Origin of the sequence: Streptomyces sp. NPDC001663 (assembly GCF_042893105.1) — a bacterium.
GTDB lineage: Bacteria > Actinomycetota > Actinomycetes > Streptomycetales > Streptomycetaceae > Streptomyces.
On sequence record NZ_JBIAUR010000003.1, the window covers coordinates 408,059 to 424,009 of the forward strand.

General features: G+C 70.9%; 14 protein-coding genes. 4 read left to right on the plus strand and 10 right to left on the minus strand.

Annotation, left to right across the window (positions count from 1 at the left end; genetic code table 11):
* Nucleotides 1-32: 32 nt before the first annotated feature.
* Both ACFY1L_RS12365 and ppdK read left to right on the plus strand, forming a co-directional pair.
* Nucleotides 33-1,229 (plus strand): ROK family protein, encoded by a 1,197-nt coding sequence (locus tag ACFY1L_RS12365; protein WP_388822169.1) that lies wholly within the window; start codon nucleotides 33-35, stop codon nucleotides 1,227-1,229.
* 406 nt (nucleotides 1,230-1,635) lie between these two features.
* Nucleotides 1,636-4,356, plus strand: a complete 2,721-nt coding sequence (ppdK, locus tag ACFY1L_RS12370) for a pyruvate, phosphate dikinase (RefSeq protein WP_388822172.1) — start codon at nucleotides 1,636-1,638, stop codon at nucleotides 4,354-4,356.
* Between the two features lie 129 nt (nucleotides 4,357-4,485).
* On the opposite strand, the gene ACFY1L_RS12375 is transcribed toward ppdK, so the two are convergent.
* The 8 genes from ACFY1L_RS12375 to ACFY1L_RS12410 all read right to left on the minus strand — a co-directional run bounded on the left by ACFY1L_RS12375 (nucleotide 4,486) and on the right by ACFY1L_RS12410 (nucleotide 13,034).
* On the minus strand, nucleotides 4,486-5,412 hold the full coding sequence (locus tag ACFY1L_RS12375; protein ID WP_388822175.1) for an oxidoreductase: 927 nt from the start codon (nucleotides 5,410-5,412) through the stop codon (nucleotides 4,486-4,488).
* A gap of 64 nt (nucleotides 5,413-5,476) precedes the next feature.
* Nucleotides 5,477-5,725, minus strand: coding sequence for a hypothetical protein (locus ACFY1L_RS12380; RefSeq protein ID WP_388822178.1), 249 nt, complete (start codon nucleotides 5,723-5,725; stop codon nucleotides 5,477-5,479).
* Complete coding sequence (locus ACFY1L_RS12385) at nucleotides 5,722-7,065, minus strand: S8 family serine peptidase (protein ID WP_388822181.1); 1,344 nt, start codon at nucleotides 7,063-7,065, stop codon at nucleotides 5,722-5,724. The genes ACFY1L_RS12380 and ACFY1L_RS12385 overlap by 4 nt, the downstream gene beginning before the upstream one ends.
* Before the next feature lie 310 nt (nucleotides 7,066-7,375).
* Nucleotides 7,376-8,143 carry an SDR family NAD(P)-dependent oxidoreductase gene (locus ACFY1L_RS12390; protein ID WP_388822184.1) on the minus strand — a complete coding sequence of 256 codons (768 nt, stop codon included), beginning with the start codon at nucleotides 8,141-8,143 and terminating at the stop codon, nucleotides 7,376-7,378.
* A gap of 70 nt (nucleotides 8,144-8,213) precedes the next feature.
* Entirely contained in the window at nucleotides 8,214-8,798 is a 585-nt protein-coding gene (locus ACFY1L_RS12395; RefSeq protein ID WP_388822187.1) for a TetR/AcrR family transcriptional regulator, read from the minus strand.
* A gap of 56 nt (nucleotides 8,799-8,854) precedes the next feature.
* The gene (gene nirD / locus ACFY1L_RS12400; RefSeq protein WP_388822190.1) at nucleotides 8,855-9,205 is read right to left on the minus strand and encodes a nitrite reductase small subunit NirD; all 351 of its coding nucleotides are present in this window, start codon (nucleotides 9,203-9,205) and stop codon (nucleotides 8,855-8,857) included.
* On the minus strand, nucleotides 9,202-11,808 hold the full coding sequence (gene nirB, locus ACFY1L_RS12405; RefSeq protein WP_388822193.1) for a nitrite reductase large subunit NirB: 2,607 nt from the start codon (nucleotides 11,806-11,808) through the stop codon (nucleotides 9,202-9,204). Before nirB ends, nirD begins: the two co-directional genes overlap by 4 nt.
* Nucleotides 11,808-13,034 (minus strand): NAD(P)/FAD-dependent oxidoreductase, encoded by a 1,227-nt coding sequence (locus ACFY1L_RS12410; RefSeq protein WP_388822196.1) that lies wholly within the window; start codon nucleotides 13,032-13,034, stop codon nucleotides 11,808-11,810. Before ACFY1L_RS12410 ends, nirB begins: the two co-directional genes overlap by 1 nt.
* A gap of 284 nt (nucleotides 13,035-13,318) precedes the next feature.
* Here ACFY1L_RS12410 and cpt point away from each other — a divergent pair, with 284 nt between their 5' ends.
* Complete coding sequence (gene cpt / locus ACFY1L_RS12415; protein ID WP_388822198.1) at nucleotides 13,319-13,852, plus strand: chloramphenicol phosphotransferase CPT; 534 nt, start codon at nucleotides 13,319-13,321, stop codon at nucleotides 13,850-13,852.
* On the opposite strand, the gene ACFY1L_RS12420 is transcribed toward cpt, so the two are convergent.
* Nucleotides 13,836-14,456: a class F sortase gene (locus tag ACFY1L_RS12420; RefSeq protein WP_388822201.1), complete on the minus strand. Its 621-nt coding sequence runs from the start codon at nucleotides 14,454-14,456 to the stop codon at nucleotides 13,836-13,838. The genes cpt and ACFY1L_RS12420 overlap by 17 nt on opposite strands.
* A gap of 120 nt (nucleotides 14,457-14,576) precedes the next feature.
* Nucleotides 14,577-15,098, minus strand: a complete 522-nt coding sequence (locus ACFY1L_RS12425) for a hypothetical protein (RefSeq protein ID WP_388822204.1) — start codon at nucleotides 15,096-15,098, stop codon at nucleotides 14,577-14,579.
* Nucleotides 15,099-15,341: 243 nt separating this feature from the next.
* On the opposite strand from ACFY1L_RS12425, the gene ACFY1L_RS12430 reads away from it, so the two are divergent.
* Complete coding sequence (locus ACFY1L_RS12430) at nucleotides 15,342-15,926, plus strand: hypothetical protein (protein WP_388822207.1); 585 nt, start codon at nucleotides 15,342-15,344, stop codon at nucleotides 15,924-15,926.
* Nucleotides 15,927-15,951 lie beyond the last annotated feature (25 nt).

Consider the following 15,951-nt stretch of genomic DNA (forward strand, 5'->3'; position numbering starts at 1 on the left):
AATGCAAGCTTGAGAAACACAAGGGGGTGCGCATGACCGGACGGGGCCAGGCCAGCGCCGGAGATCTGCTCGAACTGGTACGAAGCGGGCGCGCGACCACGCGCGGTGCGCTCCAGCAGGCCACCGGACTGTCCCGCGCCACCGTCGGCCAGCGCCTGGACCGGCTCTTCCGTGCGGGCTGGCTGCGCGAGGGCGCCGGCGGTCCGGTCGACTCGCCGCTGGGTGGCCGCCCCTCCATCACCCTGGAGTTCGACGACGAGCACGCCGTCGTCCTCGCCGCCGACCTCGACACCCGGCACGCCCGCGCCGCCGTCCTCACCCTGACCGGCGAGATCCTCGCCGAGCACGGCGGCACGCTCGTCATCGAGGACGGCCCGGATGCCGTGCTCGGTGAACTCGGCCGCTGGTTCGCCGAGTTGCTGGAGAAGGCCGGGCGGCCGGCGGAGGCCGTCTGCGGGATCGGGCTCGCGGTCCCGGGGCCCGTCGACAGCGAGACCGGACGGGTCGTGCAGCCGCCGATCATGCCGGGCTGGGACGGCTACGACATAAGAGGCCGGCTGGGCAGGGCCTTCACCGAGCACACGGACGGACCGGCGGTCCCGGTGCTCGTGGACAACGACGCCAACCTCATGGCGTACGGCGAACAGCGCACCGCATACGCCGACTGCTCGGCGTTCGTGCTGGTCAAGGTGTCGACCGGTATCGGCGCGGGGGTCGTCGTGGGCGGCTCGATCTTCCGGGGCATCGACGGGGGCGCGGGCGACATCGGGCACATCCGGGTGGGCGCGGAGGCGCTGTGCCGGTGCGGGTCCTACGGGTGCCTCGCCGCCGTCGCGAGCGGTGGCGCCGTGGCGCGGCGGCTGGCGGAGGCGGGGGTGCCGGCGGCCTCCGGCTCAGATGTGCGGGACCTGCTGGCGGCCGGGCATCCGGAGGCGCTCGGGCTCGCGCGGGAGGCCGGGCGGCAGGTCGGGGACGTCCTCGCGACCGTCGTCACGCTGCTCAACCCCGGGGTGCTGATGATCGCCGGCGATTTGGCCGGAACCGCCTTCCTCACCGGCGTACGGGAGTTGCTGTACCAGCGGGCGCTGCCGCGCTCCACGGCCCATCTGGACGTGGTCACCTCGCGGCTCGGGGAGCGGGCCGGGCTGGTGGGGGCCGGGGCGCTGGTGGTGGAGTACCTGTACGCGCCCGAGCGGGTGGAGGAACGGCTGCTGGCGATGGGCGTGTGACGCCCGGGTTTCGGTCCGGATACCCGTCCGCATGGTGAAATTCCGGCGCCCGTGGCAGCGTGATTCTTGCCACCCTTGATAAGGGTTGCGCTCAGATGAGCGGATCTTGAGCGACTGCACTTCTCCAAGGGGTGGCACCGAGTGCCACCCCTTGATCGTTCATCGATCGAAATCAGACGTGCGGGATGGCTGCTCATCTGAGCGTAAAACTGCACCTGTGGGCGGTCATGCGTTCAAGAAGTGAAAACATCCGCCTGTCACCGCTTGCCAAGCTTTGACTTTCGATCCACTGGCGGACGAGTGGTTACAGGCGCATGACGCGTGAGTAGACGTACCCAGACGCCTTTGATCTGGGTATGTTCCTCGCCGTCAGGGCAGCCACCGCGTCCTCGAGGGAGTCGAGACCGTGTCGGAAAACAAAGAACCCCACGTAGCGAAGTTCGTTTACGACTTCACCGAGGGAAACAAGGACCTCAAGGACCTCCTGGGTGGCAAGGGCGCGAACCTCGCCGAGATGACCAACCTGGGACTCCCCGTTCCCCCCGGCTTCACGATCACGACGGAAGCCTGCAAGGTCTACCTCGACAGCGGCGAGGAGCCGGCGGCACTGCGTGACGAGGTGAGTGCGCACCTCGACGCCCTTGAGGCCCGCATGGGCAAGAAGCTCGGCCAGGCCGACAACCCGCTCCTGGTCTCCGTCCGCTCCGGCGCGAAGTTCTCCATGCCGGGCATGATGGACACCGTCCTGAACATCGGGCTCTCCGACAAGTCCGTGAAGGGTCTCGCCGACCAGGCCGGCGACGAGCGGTTCGCCTGGGACTCGTACCGCCGACTGATCCAGATGTTCGGCAAGACGGTCCTCGGCGTCGACGGCGAGCTCTTCGAGGACGCGCTCGAGGCGGCCAAGGAGGCCAAGAAGGTCAGCGTCGACACCGAGCTCGAGGCGGCCGACCTCAAGAAGCTGGTCACCAAGTTCAAGAGGATCGTCAAGACCGAGGCCGGCCGGGACTTCCCGCAGGACCCGCGCGAGCAGATGGACCTCGCCATCGAGGCGGTCTTCAACTCCTGGAACACCGACCGCGCCAAGCTGTACCGCCGCCAGGAGCGCATCCCGCACGACCTCGGCACTGCCGTCAACGTCTGCTCGATGGTCTTCGGCAACCTCGGCCCGGACTCCGGCACGGGCGTCGCGTTCACCCGTGACCCCGCCTCCGGCCACCAGGGCGTCTACGGCGACTACCTGCAGAACGCGCAGGGCGAGGACGTGGTCGCGGGCATCCGCAACACCGTGCCGCTCGCGGAGCTGGAGCAGATCGACAAGAAGTCGTACGACCAGCTGATGCAGATCATGGAGACCCTGGAGAACCACTACAAGGATCTCTGCGACATCGAGTTCACCATCGAGCGCGGCCAGCTGTGGATGCTGCAGACCCGCGTCGGCAAGCGGACGGCCGGTGCCGCCTTCCGTATCGCCACGCAGCTGGTGGACCAGGGGCTCATCGACGAGACCGAGGCGCTGCAGCGCGTCACCGGCGCCCAGCTCGCCCAGCTGATGTTCCCGCGCTTCGACGAGCAGGCGAAGGCCGAGCAGGTCGGCCGGGGCATCGCGGCCTCGCCGGGTGCGGCGGTCGGCAAGGCGGTCTTCGACTCGTACACGGCCGTCAAGTGGTCGCGCTCCGGCGAGAAGGTCATCCTGGTCCGCCGGGAGACCAACCCCGACGACCTCGACGGCATGATCGCGGCCGAGGGCATCCTGACCTCGCGCGGTGGCAAGACCTCGCATGCGGCCGTGGTCGCGCGCGGCATGGGCAAGACCTGTGTGTGCGGTGCCGAGGAGCTCGAGGTCGACACCAAGCGGCGGCGGATGACGGTGCCCGGCGGCCATGTGGTCGAGGAGGGCGACGTCATCTCCATCGACGGGTCCAGCGGCAAGGTCTACCTCGGCGAGGTGCCCGTCGTCCCCTCCCCGGTCGTGGAGTACTTCGAGGGCCGGATGCACGCGGGCGCCAACGACGCGGACGAGCTGGTCGAGGCCGTGCACCGGATCATGGCCTTCGCCGACCGCAAGCGCCGGCTGCGGGTGCGCGCCAACGCGGACAACGCCGAGGACGCACTGCGCGCACGTCGCTTCGGCGCGCAGGGCATCGGCCTGTGCCGTACGGAGCACATGTTCCTCGGCGACCGGCGCGAGCTGGTGGAGCGGCTGATCCTGGCGGACACGGACGAGGAGCGCGAGGAGTCCCTCAAGCAGCTGCTCCCGCTCCAGAAGCAGGACTTCGTCGAGCTGTTCTCGGCGATGGACGGACTGCCGGTGACGGTGCGTCTCCTGGACCCGCCGCTGCACGAGTTCCTGCCGGACATCACCGAGCTGTCGGTGCGGGTCGCTCTCGCCGAGTCCCGCAAGGACCCGCACGAGAACGAGCTGCGCCTGCTCCAGGCCGTGCACCGGCTGCACGAGCAGAACCCGATGCTGGGTCTGCGCGGTGTGCGTCTCGGCCTGGTCATCCCGGGTCTGTTCACCATGCAGGTACGGGCGATCGCCGAGGCCGCCGCCGAGCGCAAGAACGCCAAGGGCGACCCGCGCGCGGAGATCATGATCCCGCTCGTCGGCACCGTCCAGGAGCTGGAGATCGTCCGCGAGGAGGCCGACCAGGTCATCGCCGAGGTCGAGGCGGCGACGGGCACCGAGCTGAAGCTCGCCATCGGCACGATGATCGAGCTGCCGCGCGCCGCGCTCACCGCGGGCCAGATCGCGGAGGCCGCGGAGTTCTTCTCCTTCGGCACCAACGACCTGACCCAGACGGTGTGGGGCTTCAGCCGGGACGACGTGGAGGCGAGCTTCTTCACGGCGTACCTGGAGAAGGGCATCTTCGGGGTGTCGCCGTTCGAGACGATCGACAAGGACGGCGTCGGCTCGCTGGTGAAGGCGGCGGTGAAGGCGGGCCGCGAGACCCGTCCCGACCTGAAGCTCGGCGTGTGCGGCGAGCACGGCGGTGACCCGGAGTCGGTCCACTTCTTCCACGAGGTGGGTCTGGACTACGTCTCCTGCTCCCCGTTCCGCATCCCGGTCGCCCGCCTCGAGGCAGGCCGCGCGGCCACCCAGTCGGCGGGCAGCGACCACCGATAGGCCGTACGGCCGACAGGACCCCGGAACCGCCGCCCGTCCCCGACCCTCAACACCGATGGGCGGCGGTTCCGGATCACGAAAGAGGGCGGCACCCGTGCGGGGGTGCCGCCCTCTCGCGTTGCCGGCATCTCAGGCCTTCAACCGGTCGTACGTCACCCCCGTCAGCCGCTCGGAGGCGCTCCAAAGGCGTTGCCCCGCCTGGTCGTTGAGGGTCCAGGAGGCACGCCGGGCCGGGGCCGGCGCTCCGCGCCACATCGCGAAGGACGGCCCGGTGAAGGAGTCGGGCCGGACGCCGGGCGCGGTGGCGGCGTACAGGATGGGGAGCGCGCCGGCCTCGGCGGACTGGGCGAAGAAGCGGTTGCCGATCCGCATGAACCACTCGCTGCCCCGGCGGCCGGCCATGCGTGGCCCCTGGGTCTGCAGATTGGTGGCCGCGTACCCGGGGTGGGCCGCGACCGCCACCGGCTCGGCGCCGTGCGCCGCCAGCCTGCGTGCCAGCTCGTGCGTGAACAGCAGGTTGGCGGTCTTGGAGCGGGCGTAGGCGACCCAACGCCGGTAGCGGCGCTCGCTGTTGAGGTCGTCGATGTCGATGTTGGCCATCGCGTGCGCCGGGCTGGAGACGGTCACCACCCGTGCGCCCGGCGTGTCGAGCAGCGCGGGCAGCAGCAGCCCGGTCAGGGCGAAGTGCCCGAGGTGGTTGACCCCGAACTGTGTCTCGAAGCCGTCCGCGGTCGTGCCGTACGGCAACGCCATCACCCCGGCGTTGTTGACGAGTAGCTCGAGCCGGTCGTAGGGGAAGGTCCGCGCGAACTCCCGCACGGATCCCAGGTCCCCGAGGTCCAGCCGCCCGAACTCCACCTCGGCGCCCGGCACTTCGGCGGCGATCCGGTCCCCGGCCTCGTGCCCCCGCCGCTCGCTCCGGCACGCGAGCACCACCCGCGCGCCCTTGCGTGCCAGCTCCCGTGCCGTGGCGTACCCGAGCCCGCTGTTGGCCCCGGTGACGACGGCGACGCGGCCGCTCTGGTCGGGGATGTCGTGCACGCTCCAGCCGGACATGACCGAACTCCTTTCCCGTACGGGACCTTCTGTTCGGTCTACCAGAATCCGGCCGGAGCGGGACTCACTGGATCGGTGCGTCGGGCGGCGGGAGTTCGATGGTGAGCTCCCGGTCGACGGAGTCCACGCCGTCGACCGCCTCCAGGGCGGGGATCCGGTCCTCCACTACGGTGCCGGAGAGCGTGCCGAGGATCGGCTGCTCGCCGGTGACCGTGAGGCCGGCCCGCCGCAACGCCGTTACGACCTCCGCGAACCGGTCGGGGTCGACCGCGAGGACGACCCCGACCGGAGCGGAGTGGGACGACTGGCTCACGGGGCCTGGAGCAGGCCCGAGCCGATGTCCCGGACGGGCTGCGCCAGCGGGAACGCGCCCGACTTCAGAGCGGCCACGAGGTCCGTCGCGGAAGCGTTGGGCATCGCCTCGGCGAGGAGGGCCAGGACACCCGCGACGTGCGGGGTGGCCATGCTCGTACCGCTCAGGTGGCGGTAGCCGCCGCCGGGAGCAGCCGAGAGTACGTCCCTGCCGGGCGCGGCGATGTTGACCTCGCCGCCCTGGCCGTTGATGCCGCCGTTGGAGAAGAACGACGGGGTGAGTGCCCGGTCGAGCGACGCCACCGCGAGGATGGACGGACAGTTGGCGGGCCGGCCGACGGGCTGGATGACCGGGGGCCGGTCGCTCTCGTTGCCCGCGGCGGCGACGATCACGGTCCCGCGCTCGAGGGCGCGCTTGGCCAGGATCTCGTACGTCTGCGGGAAGAGCTCATTCTGCAGGACCGGAGCGCCGAGCGACATGGAGATCACCCGCGCGCCATGGGCGACGGCCCAGGCCATGCCCGCCAGGATCTGGCCGTCGGTGCCGCTGCCCGCGTTGCTGAGCACCTTCCCGGCCAGGATCCGGGCGTCGCAGGCCACGCCGTAGCGGGGCTGTCCCTGCTGGGGGTTTTTCGGGCCGGCGACAGTGCCGATGCAGTGGGTGCCATGGCCATGGGCGTTGCGGTCCTCGACCGCCTCGCCGACCACGAAGGACATCGTGTCCTCGATGCAGCCGACCAGGTCGGGGTGGGTGATGTCCACGCCGGTGTCGAGGACGGCGACCTTCACGCCGCGTCCGGTCAGATGGGACAGGTGGGCGCGGATCGCCTGCAGGCCCCAGGTGAAGTTCTGCTCGTCCGCGGCCGGGCCCTGGGTGGCGGCGATTTCCGCCCTGGTGTGGCGATCGACCACTTCCTCGTCGCTGCGGTAGGCCGGGTAGAACTCGGTCGGCGCCTGTGTCGGGGCGGTGATCGGCATGGCGTACACCATGCGCTCCGGCTCCGCCGCGATGATCGACGGTTCCGCCTCGGCCGTGGTCACCAGCGTGTGGCGCATGTCGGGCCGTACCTCGACGACGGCGGCGCCGAGCTCCTCGAAGTGCACCGATACGTCAGGACGCTCCAGCAGTTCGGAGACGTTACCGACGTCGGTTCCGCGGACACGCTCGACAGACGCGATGTCGGCGGAGGAACGCAGTGCGTTCAGTCCGCTCTCCTGGTTGCTCGGGTCGAGCAGGACCACGTACCGACCGGTGTACTCCGCACCCCGGCCACCGGAGGGGTCGTTGGGTCGGTTGGGCTGCCCGTCGAAGGTGCGCCTGTCCATGGGTCCGTTCGCCATTGAATTTCCCGCTTTCTGTGCGCGTCCCCCCGGTTCGTGGACACGCGTCGAGGCACGGGGAATCAGCGCCGGGAAGAGGGGGCGCGGATAGGTCGTGGATCGACACGTACTGCCGTGACCTGCAAGGATGTCCTCTGCCAGGCCGTCGGCATCGCCCCCTGGTCCACGTTCGCATCGAGCACCGTGACGCGCAACACAGAGCCCTGCCACTCAGCTGCGGTCAGCGCCGCATGCTCGCGACCGGTGCCTCCGGCACAGCCGCCTTCGGATAAGAGCCTGAGCTTTGCTGTCGCCGTCGCCCGAGGTCGTCTCAGGCCGTCGCCCCGCTGTCCACCACCAGGTCCGTGCCGACCACCGAGGAGGCGTGGTCCGAGGCCAAGTAGAGGACGGCGGCGGCGACTTCGGCAGTGGTCGAGATACGGCCGAGGGGGAGCGTGGCCTCGGCTCGCGTCGCGCGGTCGGACTCCGTCTCGTCGGGGCGCAGGGACATGGGGGTGTCGGTGGCGCCGGGGCTGACGACGTTGATGCGGACGCCCTCGCGGATGTGGTCCAGGGCCGCGCCTCTGCTGAGCGCCGAGACGGCGGCCTTGGAGGCGGCGTACGCGGCGGCTCCGGGGATGCGGGCGTGCGCGCCGAAAGTGGAGGCGATGTTGACGATCGCGCCGCCGGACGGCTGGGTCCGCATCCGGCTGATCTGGGCGCGGAGGGCGAGGAAGACGCCGGTGACGTTGGTGTCGAGCTGGGTGCGCCAGTCCTCCTCGGAGAGGTCGGCCAAGGGGCCGCCCCGGAAGACGCCCGCGTTGTTGACCGCCACGTCGAGCGAGCCGAAGCGGTCCACGGCGGCGGCGACGAGCGCCTGTACGTCGGCTGTGTTCGTGACGTCGGCGGTCACCGCCAGCGCCTTGCCCCCGGCCTGCTCGATCAGGGCCACCGTCTCGTCGAGCGGCTCCTGCCGCCGCCCGGCGACGACCACCTGGGCTCCCTCCGAGGCGAAGGCCAGGGCGATCGCCCGGCCGATCCCCGAGCCCGCGCCGGTGACGAGAGCGGTCCTGCCGGTGAATCGAGCCCTGGTGGTCATGATCTCCCCTTTTTCTTGACCGATCGGTTCAGTATGGCGGCAAATAAAAGAGGGCGCCGCCCGACCCTCTTCAGTTGAGCAACGCCAACGCCTGCTCCGCCGCATCCCGCACCCGGGCCGGATCGCCGGACGCCTTGCCGACCACCCGCAGGCCCTGCAGCAGCACCAGCAGCATGCGGGCGAGGGTGAGCGGGTCGCGGTCGGCGGGCAGCTCGCCCTGGGCCTGGGCGCGCACCAGCGCCGAGTGCAGCACCGTCTCCAGCTGGTCCCAGTTGCGCTCGACATACCGGGCGGCGGCCGCGTCGTGCGGGGCGAGTTCGGCCGCCGTGTTGGTGACCAGGCAGCCGTTCAGGCGCAGTTGCTCGTCGGCCGCCTCGGTGGCATAGCGGCGTACGACCGCTCGTACGGCCGGAAGCGCAGGCCCCGGCTGGGACAGCTCCCGCACGATCGGCGGGAGTCCGGCGCGGTCGTAGCGCTCGAGCGCCTTCAGATACAGCTCGTGCTTGTTGCCGAAGGTCGCGTAGATGCTGGCGCGCCCGATGCCGAGGTGCTCGACGAGGTCGGACATCGACGTCGCCTCGAAGCCGCGCCGCCAGAACAGCTCCAGGGCTGCCTGCAGCGCGGCTTCGGGATCGAACTCCTTGGTCCTGGCCACGTACCGCAGCCTAGGCTCAATGAGAACGGTCGGTCAAGAAACCCTCGTATACCTGCCTAGGCCGCACGCACCTCGTACGCCGCGATCCGTACCTCCTCGTCGTCCAGGCACTGCCCGGTCTCCAGGTCGAAGCGCTGCTTCAGGAGCGGCGAGGCGACGAACGGGCGGCCCTGGTGGGTGCCGGTCAGGCCGCGGGAGAGGACCGCCGCGCCGCCGAACGGGTCGCGGTTGTCGATGGCGTACAGCGCGCCGTTGCGGTCGCGGAACAGGGCGACCTGGCGGCCGTCGGGCAGCAGCGCGGCCACGCCCCGGCCGGGCAGCAGCCGGTTGAGGTCGCAGACCGTGAACCAGTCGCCGTCCAGCTGCAGTTGGACCTTCAGGTCGGTCGTCTCGGGTGCCAGGGTCATCGCTGGGCGCTTCCTTCCAGGACGTCTTCAGCAGGGCGCATGCCGATGGACAGCAGCGGCAGGTCGGGCTTGATCTGGTCGCGCTCCGGGACGAAGCCGACGACCGGGTCGGGGGTGTCGGGTGCGTTCACGAAGGACACGAACCGCTCGAGCTTCTCGGGGTCGTTGATGGTCGAGGCCCACTCGTCGGCGTAGTTCGCGACGTGCGCCGCCATCAGGGACTCCAGCTCCTCGCAGATACCGAGGGAGTCCTCCACGACCACGTCCCGTACGTGGTCCAGGCCGCCCGGGATGCGCTCCAGCCAGGTCGAGGTGCGCTCCAGACGGTCCGCCGTGCGGATGTAGAACATCAGGAACCGGTCGATCAGGCGGATCAGTTCGGCGTCGGACAGGTCCTGGGCGAGCAGGTCCGCGTGGCGCGGGGTGGCGCCGCCGTTGCCGGCGACGTACAGGTTCCAGCCGTTGGCGGTGGCGATCACGCCGAAGTCCTTCGACTGGGCCTCCGCGCACTCGCGCTGGCAGCCGGAGACCGCCGACTTGAGCTTGTGCGGCGAGCGCAGGCCCCGGTAGCGCAGCTCCAGGTCGATCGCCATGCGGACCGAGTCCTGGACGCCGTAACGGCACCAGGTCTGGCCGACGCAGGACTTCACCGTGCGCAGCGCCTTGCCGTACGCATGGCCCGACTCGAAGCCGGCGTCCACCAACCGGGCCCAGATCAGCGGGAGTTGCTCGACGCGGGCGCCGAACATGTCGATGCGCTGGCCGCCGGTGATCTTCGTGTAGAGGCCGAAGTCGCGGGCGATCTCGCCGATCACGATCAGGCCCTCGGGGGTGATCTCACCGCCGGGGATGCGCGGGACGACCGAGTACGAGCCGTTCTTCTGCAGGTTGGCGAGGAAGTGGTCGTTGCTGTCCTGCAGGGAGGCCTGCTCGCCGTCGAGGACGTAGCCGCTCGCACCGATCGTCGGGGCGAGGGAGGCGATGATCGAGCCGACCGCCGGCTTGCAGATCTCGCAGCCGTCGCCGCCCTTGGCGCCGTCCCGGCCGTAGCGGTCGAGCAGGTCCTGGTAGGTGTTGATGCGCAGGGCGAGGACGATCTCGTAGAGCTCCTCGCGGGTCTGCGAGAAGCAGCCGCACAGGCCCTTGTCGACCTCGACGCCGCTGGCCTCCAGCTCGGCGTTGACCAGCTGGCCGAGGACCTTGACGCAACTGCCGCACGTCGTACCGGCCTTGGTGCACTTCTTGACCTCGGGCACGGTGGTGCAGTTGTGCTCGGTGACAGCGCCGCGGATCGTGCCCTTGCGGACGTTGTTGCAGGAGCAGATGATCGCGTCGTCCGGCAGCGCGGTCGGGCCGAGCTGTGCGGACTCGCCGGCACCGGCGGGCAGGACCAGCGACTCGGGCGAGACCGGCGGGACGGAACCGGTGAAGGCCTTCAGCGTGCCGTAGGCCTCCGCGTCGCCGACCAGGATGCCGCCGAGCAGCGTGCCGTCGCGGCCGATGACCAGCTTCTTGTACAGGCCGGCGCGGGAGTCGGAGTAGACGACGTCCAGGCAGTCCTCGGTGGTGCCGTGCGCGTCGCCGAAGGACGCCACGTCGACGCCGAGGAGCTTCAGCTTGGTGGAGAGGTCGGCGCCGGTGAAGGACGCCTCGTCGGCGGCGATGGTCGCGGCGGCCGTCTCGGCCTGCTCGTAACCGGGGGCGACCAGGCCGTACACCCGGCCGTCGGAGGCCAGGGCGCACTCGCCGATCGCGAAGACGTGCGGGTCGGAGACCGTGCGGCACTGCTCGTCGACGGTGATGCCGCCGCGCTCGCCGACCGTCAGGCCGCAGTCGCGGGCCAGCTGGTCACGGGGGCGGACACCGGCGCTGAACACCACCAGATCGGTGGCGAGTTCGGATCCGTCGGACAGCTTCATGCCGGTCACGGCACCGGCCTCGTCGACGACGATCTCCTGCGTGCCGACGCCCGTGTGGACGGTCAGGCCCATCTCCTCGATGGTGCGCAGGAGGGCCGCGCCGCCGCCCTCGTCCACCTGCACCGGCATCAGGCGCGGCGCGAACTCGACGATGTGGGAGGTGAGTCCGAGGCCCTTCAGCGCACCGGCCGCCTCGAGTCCGAGCAGACCGCCGCCGACCACGGCACCGGTCGTGCGGGTCTTCGCGTACTCCTCGATCGCGAGGAGGTCGTCGATCGTGCGGTAGACGAAGCAGCCCTCGGCGTCCTTGTTCGGGACCGGCGGCACGAAGGGGAAGGAGCCGGTGGCGAGGACGAGGGTGTCGTACTCGAAGACCTTGCCGGACCTGGCCGTGACCTTCTTCGCCTCGCGGTCGACCGTCTCGGCCGGGTCGCCGACGTACAGCTCGATGCCGTGGTCGTTGATGAACTCCATGTCGGTCATGGAGAGTTCCTCGGGCGTCCTGCCCGAGAAGTACGAGGTGAGGGCGACGCGGTCGTACGCGGGACGCGGCTCCTCGCACAGGACGACCACTCGGTGCGTGGCGGTCATGCCGCGCTCGGCGAGCGCTTCGAGGAAGCGCTGGCCGACCATGCCATGGCCGACGAGCACGATCGTGGGGGTGGCCCCCAGGGTGGCGGTCATCAGGAGCCTCCATCGTTGGTGAGCAGGTGGAGCAGAGGGCCGCCATCGGTGGGGAGCGGCTCTGCTCCCTCCCAGGCGCGGGCGAGCGCGCCGACGGTGCCGAGTTCGCCGACGAGGACCCCGCCGACCAGGCGGTCGTCGCGGACGACGACCTTGCGGTAGGTGCCGCGGGTGGCGTCCGCGAGCTGCACGACGTCGTCCCCGGGCCGCGGCTCGGTCTCGCCGAAGGCGGCGAGGTCGAAGGGGGAGTCGTGCCCGACGAGCGTGAGCCGGGTCAGCGCACGGGTGCCGGTGTAGCGGGCGCCCGCGTCACCGGCCTCGCCGGCCAGCAACTCGGCCAGGACCTCGGCCTGTTCGAGCGCCGGGGTGGCGAGCCCGTACACGTTGCCGTCGTGCTGGACGCAGTCGCCTATGGCCCGGATGTGCGGGTCGGAGGTGCGGAGCTCGTCGTCGACGACGATCCCCTTGCGCACCTCGAGACCGGCGATCTGGGCGAGGCCGACACGCGGGTGGACCCCGCAGGCCAGGACCACGATGTCGGCGTCCAGCGCGTACCCGTCGGACATCTCGACCGAGCGGACCGCACCGCCGACGCAGCGCACGTCACGCACCCGGCACTCGGTGTGGATCTCGACTCCGAGGTCCTTGAGGTGCCGCTTCACGAGCTTCGACGCGCTCGGGTCGAGTTGGCGCTCCATGAGCCGCTCGCCCTGCTGGGCCAGCACCACCTGCGCGCCGCGCTGGGCGAGCGCGCGGGCCGCGGAGACCCCGAGGAGCCCGCCGCCGATGACGACCGCCCGCGCCCCCGGCCGTACGGCCTTCGAAAGGCCCAGGCAGTCGTCCATCGTCCGGAACGCGTGCACGCCCTCGGGCAGCACGTGGTCGGGGGTGAACAGGCCGCGCAGGGGCGGGAGTACGGGGTTGGAACCGGTGGCCAGGACCAGCGTGTCGTATGCGATCTTCGAGCCGTCCGCGAGGTGTACGGCTCGCACCTCGCGGTCGACGCCCGTGACCCGGCCGCGCGTGAGCTCCGCGGGAGCGGGCAGCGCGATCACGTCGGGGTTGTAGCGCCCGGCCAGCACCTCGGCGAGGAGCACCCGGTTGTACGGGCGGTGCTCCTCCTCGCCGATCAGCGTCACGGACGTGCCGAGCTCGCCGAGCCGCCGGGCGAGCCGGACGCCCGCGAGCCCGGCGCCGATCACCACCACACGCGTATTCGAGGTCATGCCTAGGAGCGTGCGTTGCCGGTGTTACCCGACCGCATCACGTCTGTTTCTCGCGAGGAACGCTGCCCTCAGCGGGGGCGGTGAGCGGGTGTGAGGGTTCGGCGTGGGCGCCGGGGGTGCACTGTGAGGAGAGCTCGCGGACCCTGCCCGGGGGCAGGCCACGGCTCAGAAACCCCTCAGGTGAGTGGGCGGTGCACGTATCCCATCCCTGGGGTCGCGAAGGTACCCGACATATCGCTGACCCGTGGAAGTGCGGCACGGATGCCTGACGCTACGGTGACCGGATGGCGACCCAGGTGATCGTGCTCAACGGCGGCTCCAGCTCCGGCAAGTCCGGCATCGTGCGGTGTCTGCAGGCGGTGCTGCCGGACCCTTGGCTGGCCTTTGCGATCGACGGGCTGGTCGAGTCGATGCCCGCGTCGATGCAGGCCGCGCTGATCTCACCGGACGGCGGGGTGACCGTGGGCCCGGAGTTCCGGAAGCTGCAGGACGCCTGGCGGGAGGGGGTCGCGGCGACGGCGCGGGCGGGTGCCCGGATCGTCATCGACGACGTCTTCCTCGGCGGCGCACATTCCCAGCAGGGCTGGCGCAGGGTCCTCGACGGCCTCGACGTGCTGTGGGTCGGCGTGCGCTGCGAGCCCGCGGTGGCCGCGGGCCGGGAGATCGGCCGCGGCGACCGGGCACGGGGGATGGCCGAGCAGCAGGCGGAGTCGGTCCACAAGGGCGTGGTCTACGACCTTGAGGTGGACACCACCCACACCGAGTCCCTGGAGTGCGCGCGGACCATCGCGAAGGCGGTTGTCACCGACTCCCCGTGAGATGTGCGAAGACGACCACGTTGCCCCGGTAACCCGTCGACCGCGAATACCCCCCGCCGCAGGTGATCACCCGCAGCTCGGGCCGGTCCGCGGCGCCGTACACCTTCTCGTCGGGGAAGTGCTCGGCGTCGTACACCGAGACCGCGTCCACCGTGAACAGGGCCACGCTGCCGTCCCGTCGGTCGACCTCGATGCGGCTGCCCCTGCGCAGGGCGCCGAGGTCGTAGAAGACGGCGGGGCCCACGGCGTTGTCGACGTGGCCCGCGACGATCGCGGTGCCCTTCTCGCCGGGGGTGGTGCCGGCCTCGTACCAGCCCGCGAGGTTCTTCTGCGTGGCGGGCGGTACGTCGAGGCTGCCGGCCGGGGTGAGGGCGAGACCCATGAGGGGGGCGTTCACGCGGATCGAGGGGATGCGGATGCGGTCCGGCGGGGACGGCGGCAGAGCGGGCGCGCCCGACAGCGTGCCGTCCTGCGCGGTGCGGCCCTGTGCGGCGGAGGGCTGCGGCGGGGCGTTCGTCTCGGCGCGACTGCCCAGCAGCCACGCACCCGTACACAGGGCGACGGCGGTGACGGCGCCTATCGCGACATTGCTGAACCTGCGCACGAGAGCCTCCTGGACCGTACGGACGAGGTCGACCCGTTCCCCCTCCGGGCCGCGAGGGGCGTCGGGACCCGGAGGGGGAGGGACATGCGGTACCGGCGGACGGACAGCGGAGGGTGTCCGTCAGATCCCGTCGCCTCTCGCCCGGCGATGCAGGAGCCAGGTACCGCCCGCGGCGGCGACGGCGAGAGCCGCCACACCGGCCGCGGTCTGCACGGGATCGGGGCCCAACGCGCCGCCGACCCCCGTCTTCACACTTCCTCGGGGCTGCACCTGCCCGCGCACCGCGGTGAGCGTCACCTCCAGGTCGCCCGAGACCTCCCGGTCGCCGTCGGCGCACTTCGCGACGATCTCGTACGTCCCCGGCTGCGCACTCGGCGGCACCCGGAACTGCCCGATCGCCTCGCCCTCGTGCGCACTCGGCGCCAGCGTGAAGGCACCGGCCCCCACCGCGCCGGCGTCACCCGCCGCCGTACCCTCGTCGCCGCACGCCGCGGTGTTCACGGTGACCTGATCACCCGGCACGACGGAGGACGGGTACACATCCAGGCTGCCGTCGTCGTCGGCGTACGCGGGCGCGCCGACGAAGCCGGCGGCCGCGACCGCGAGCACGGTACCGGTCAGCAGTCGGGCGGTACGTCGCATCGGTGCTCCCTCGAGCTCTTGCTGGTGTCCCCTGCCCTTCCGAGGTAAGTGGCAGCGGCGCGAGCGCGCTTCCTGAGGGAGTGTCAGAAATGGGGTGAATGGGTGTCAGATCGGTGGACGACGGGGGCGGCTGGGCGGACTTTCAGCAGGTCAACGGCGTAGTGCGGGGGTCTCGGGGAAGAGCACCCGAAGGGCGCAGAGCGCACGTGTGAACGGGTGACCCCGCGGTTGGGCATACGAGCGGTGGCGGGACCTTCGCCACCGCACCCGGCCGCCGCAGCCGCGGACAACCCCGATCAGTCCGCCTACAACGACCCCGGCAACCTCTCCGCCCCCTCGGGCCAGTGCCCGATGTGCATCGGCGGAGCCGTCGTCAGCGGCGGCGTCTACAGCTTCTCCCACCAGGACGACTTCGATTGGGGCGCGGTCGGCGGCTTCCTAGCCCCGGCGGGCACCGGCCTCGCCGCCCAACTGGGGCTGCAGGGCGGCCGCGCTCTCGCGGTCGCCACCGTGACGGACGCCGCCGTCGGCATGGGCAAGCCGGCCTGGGGTGCACTCAAGGGCCTCCGGCTGTTCCCGCCCAAGGTCAAGGCCTCCGCACACATCTCGGCCGCATCCGACGCAGCGCGCAACAGCATTCCGACGATCATCAAGAGGACCAAGGGCCGGACCTACAATGCCGCGGTTGACACACGCACCGGCGAAATAGCGGTTGGTTCCTCCGGAACCGTCAGGGAAGGGGCTCCCAGTTATTGCGCCGAGGGCAACGTGCGCAATGTGGGCGGACTCCAAGCCTGTCTGTGTGAAGTACCAGGCGGACTATCCTGAGTCACGTTTCGTCGACGGGATCGAC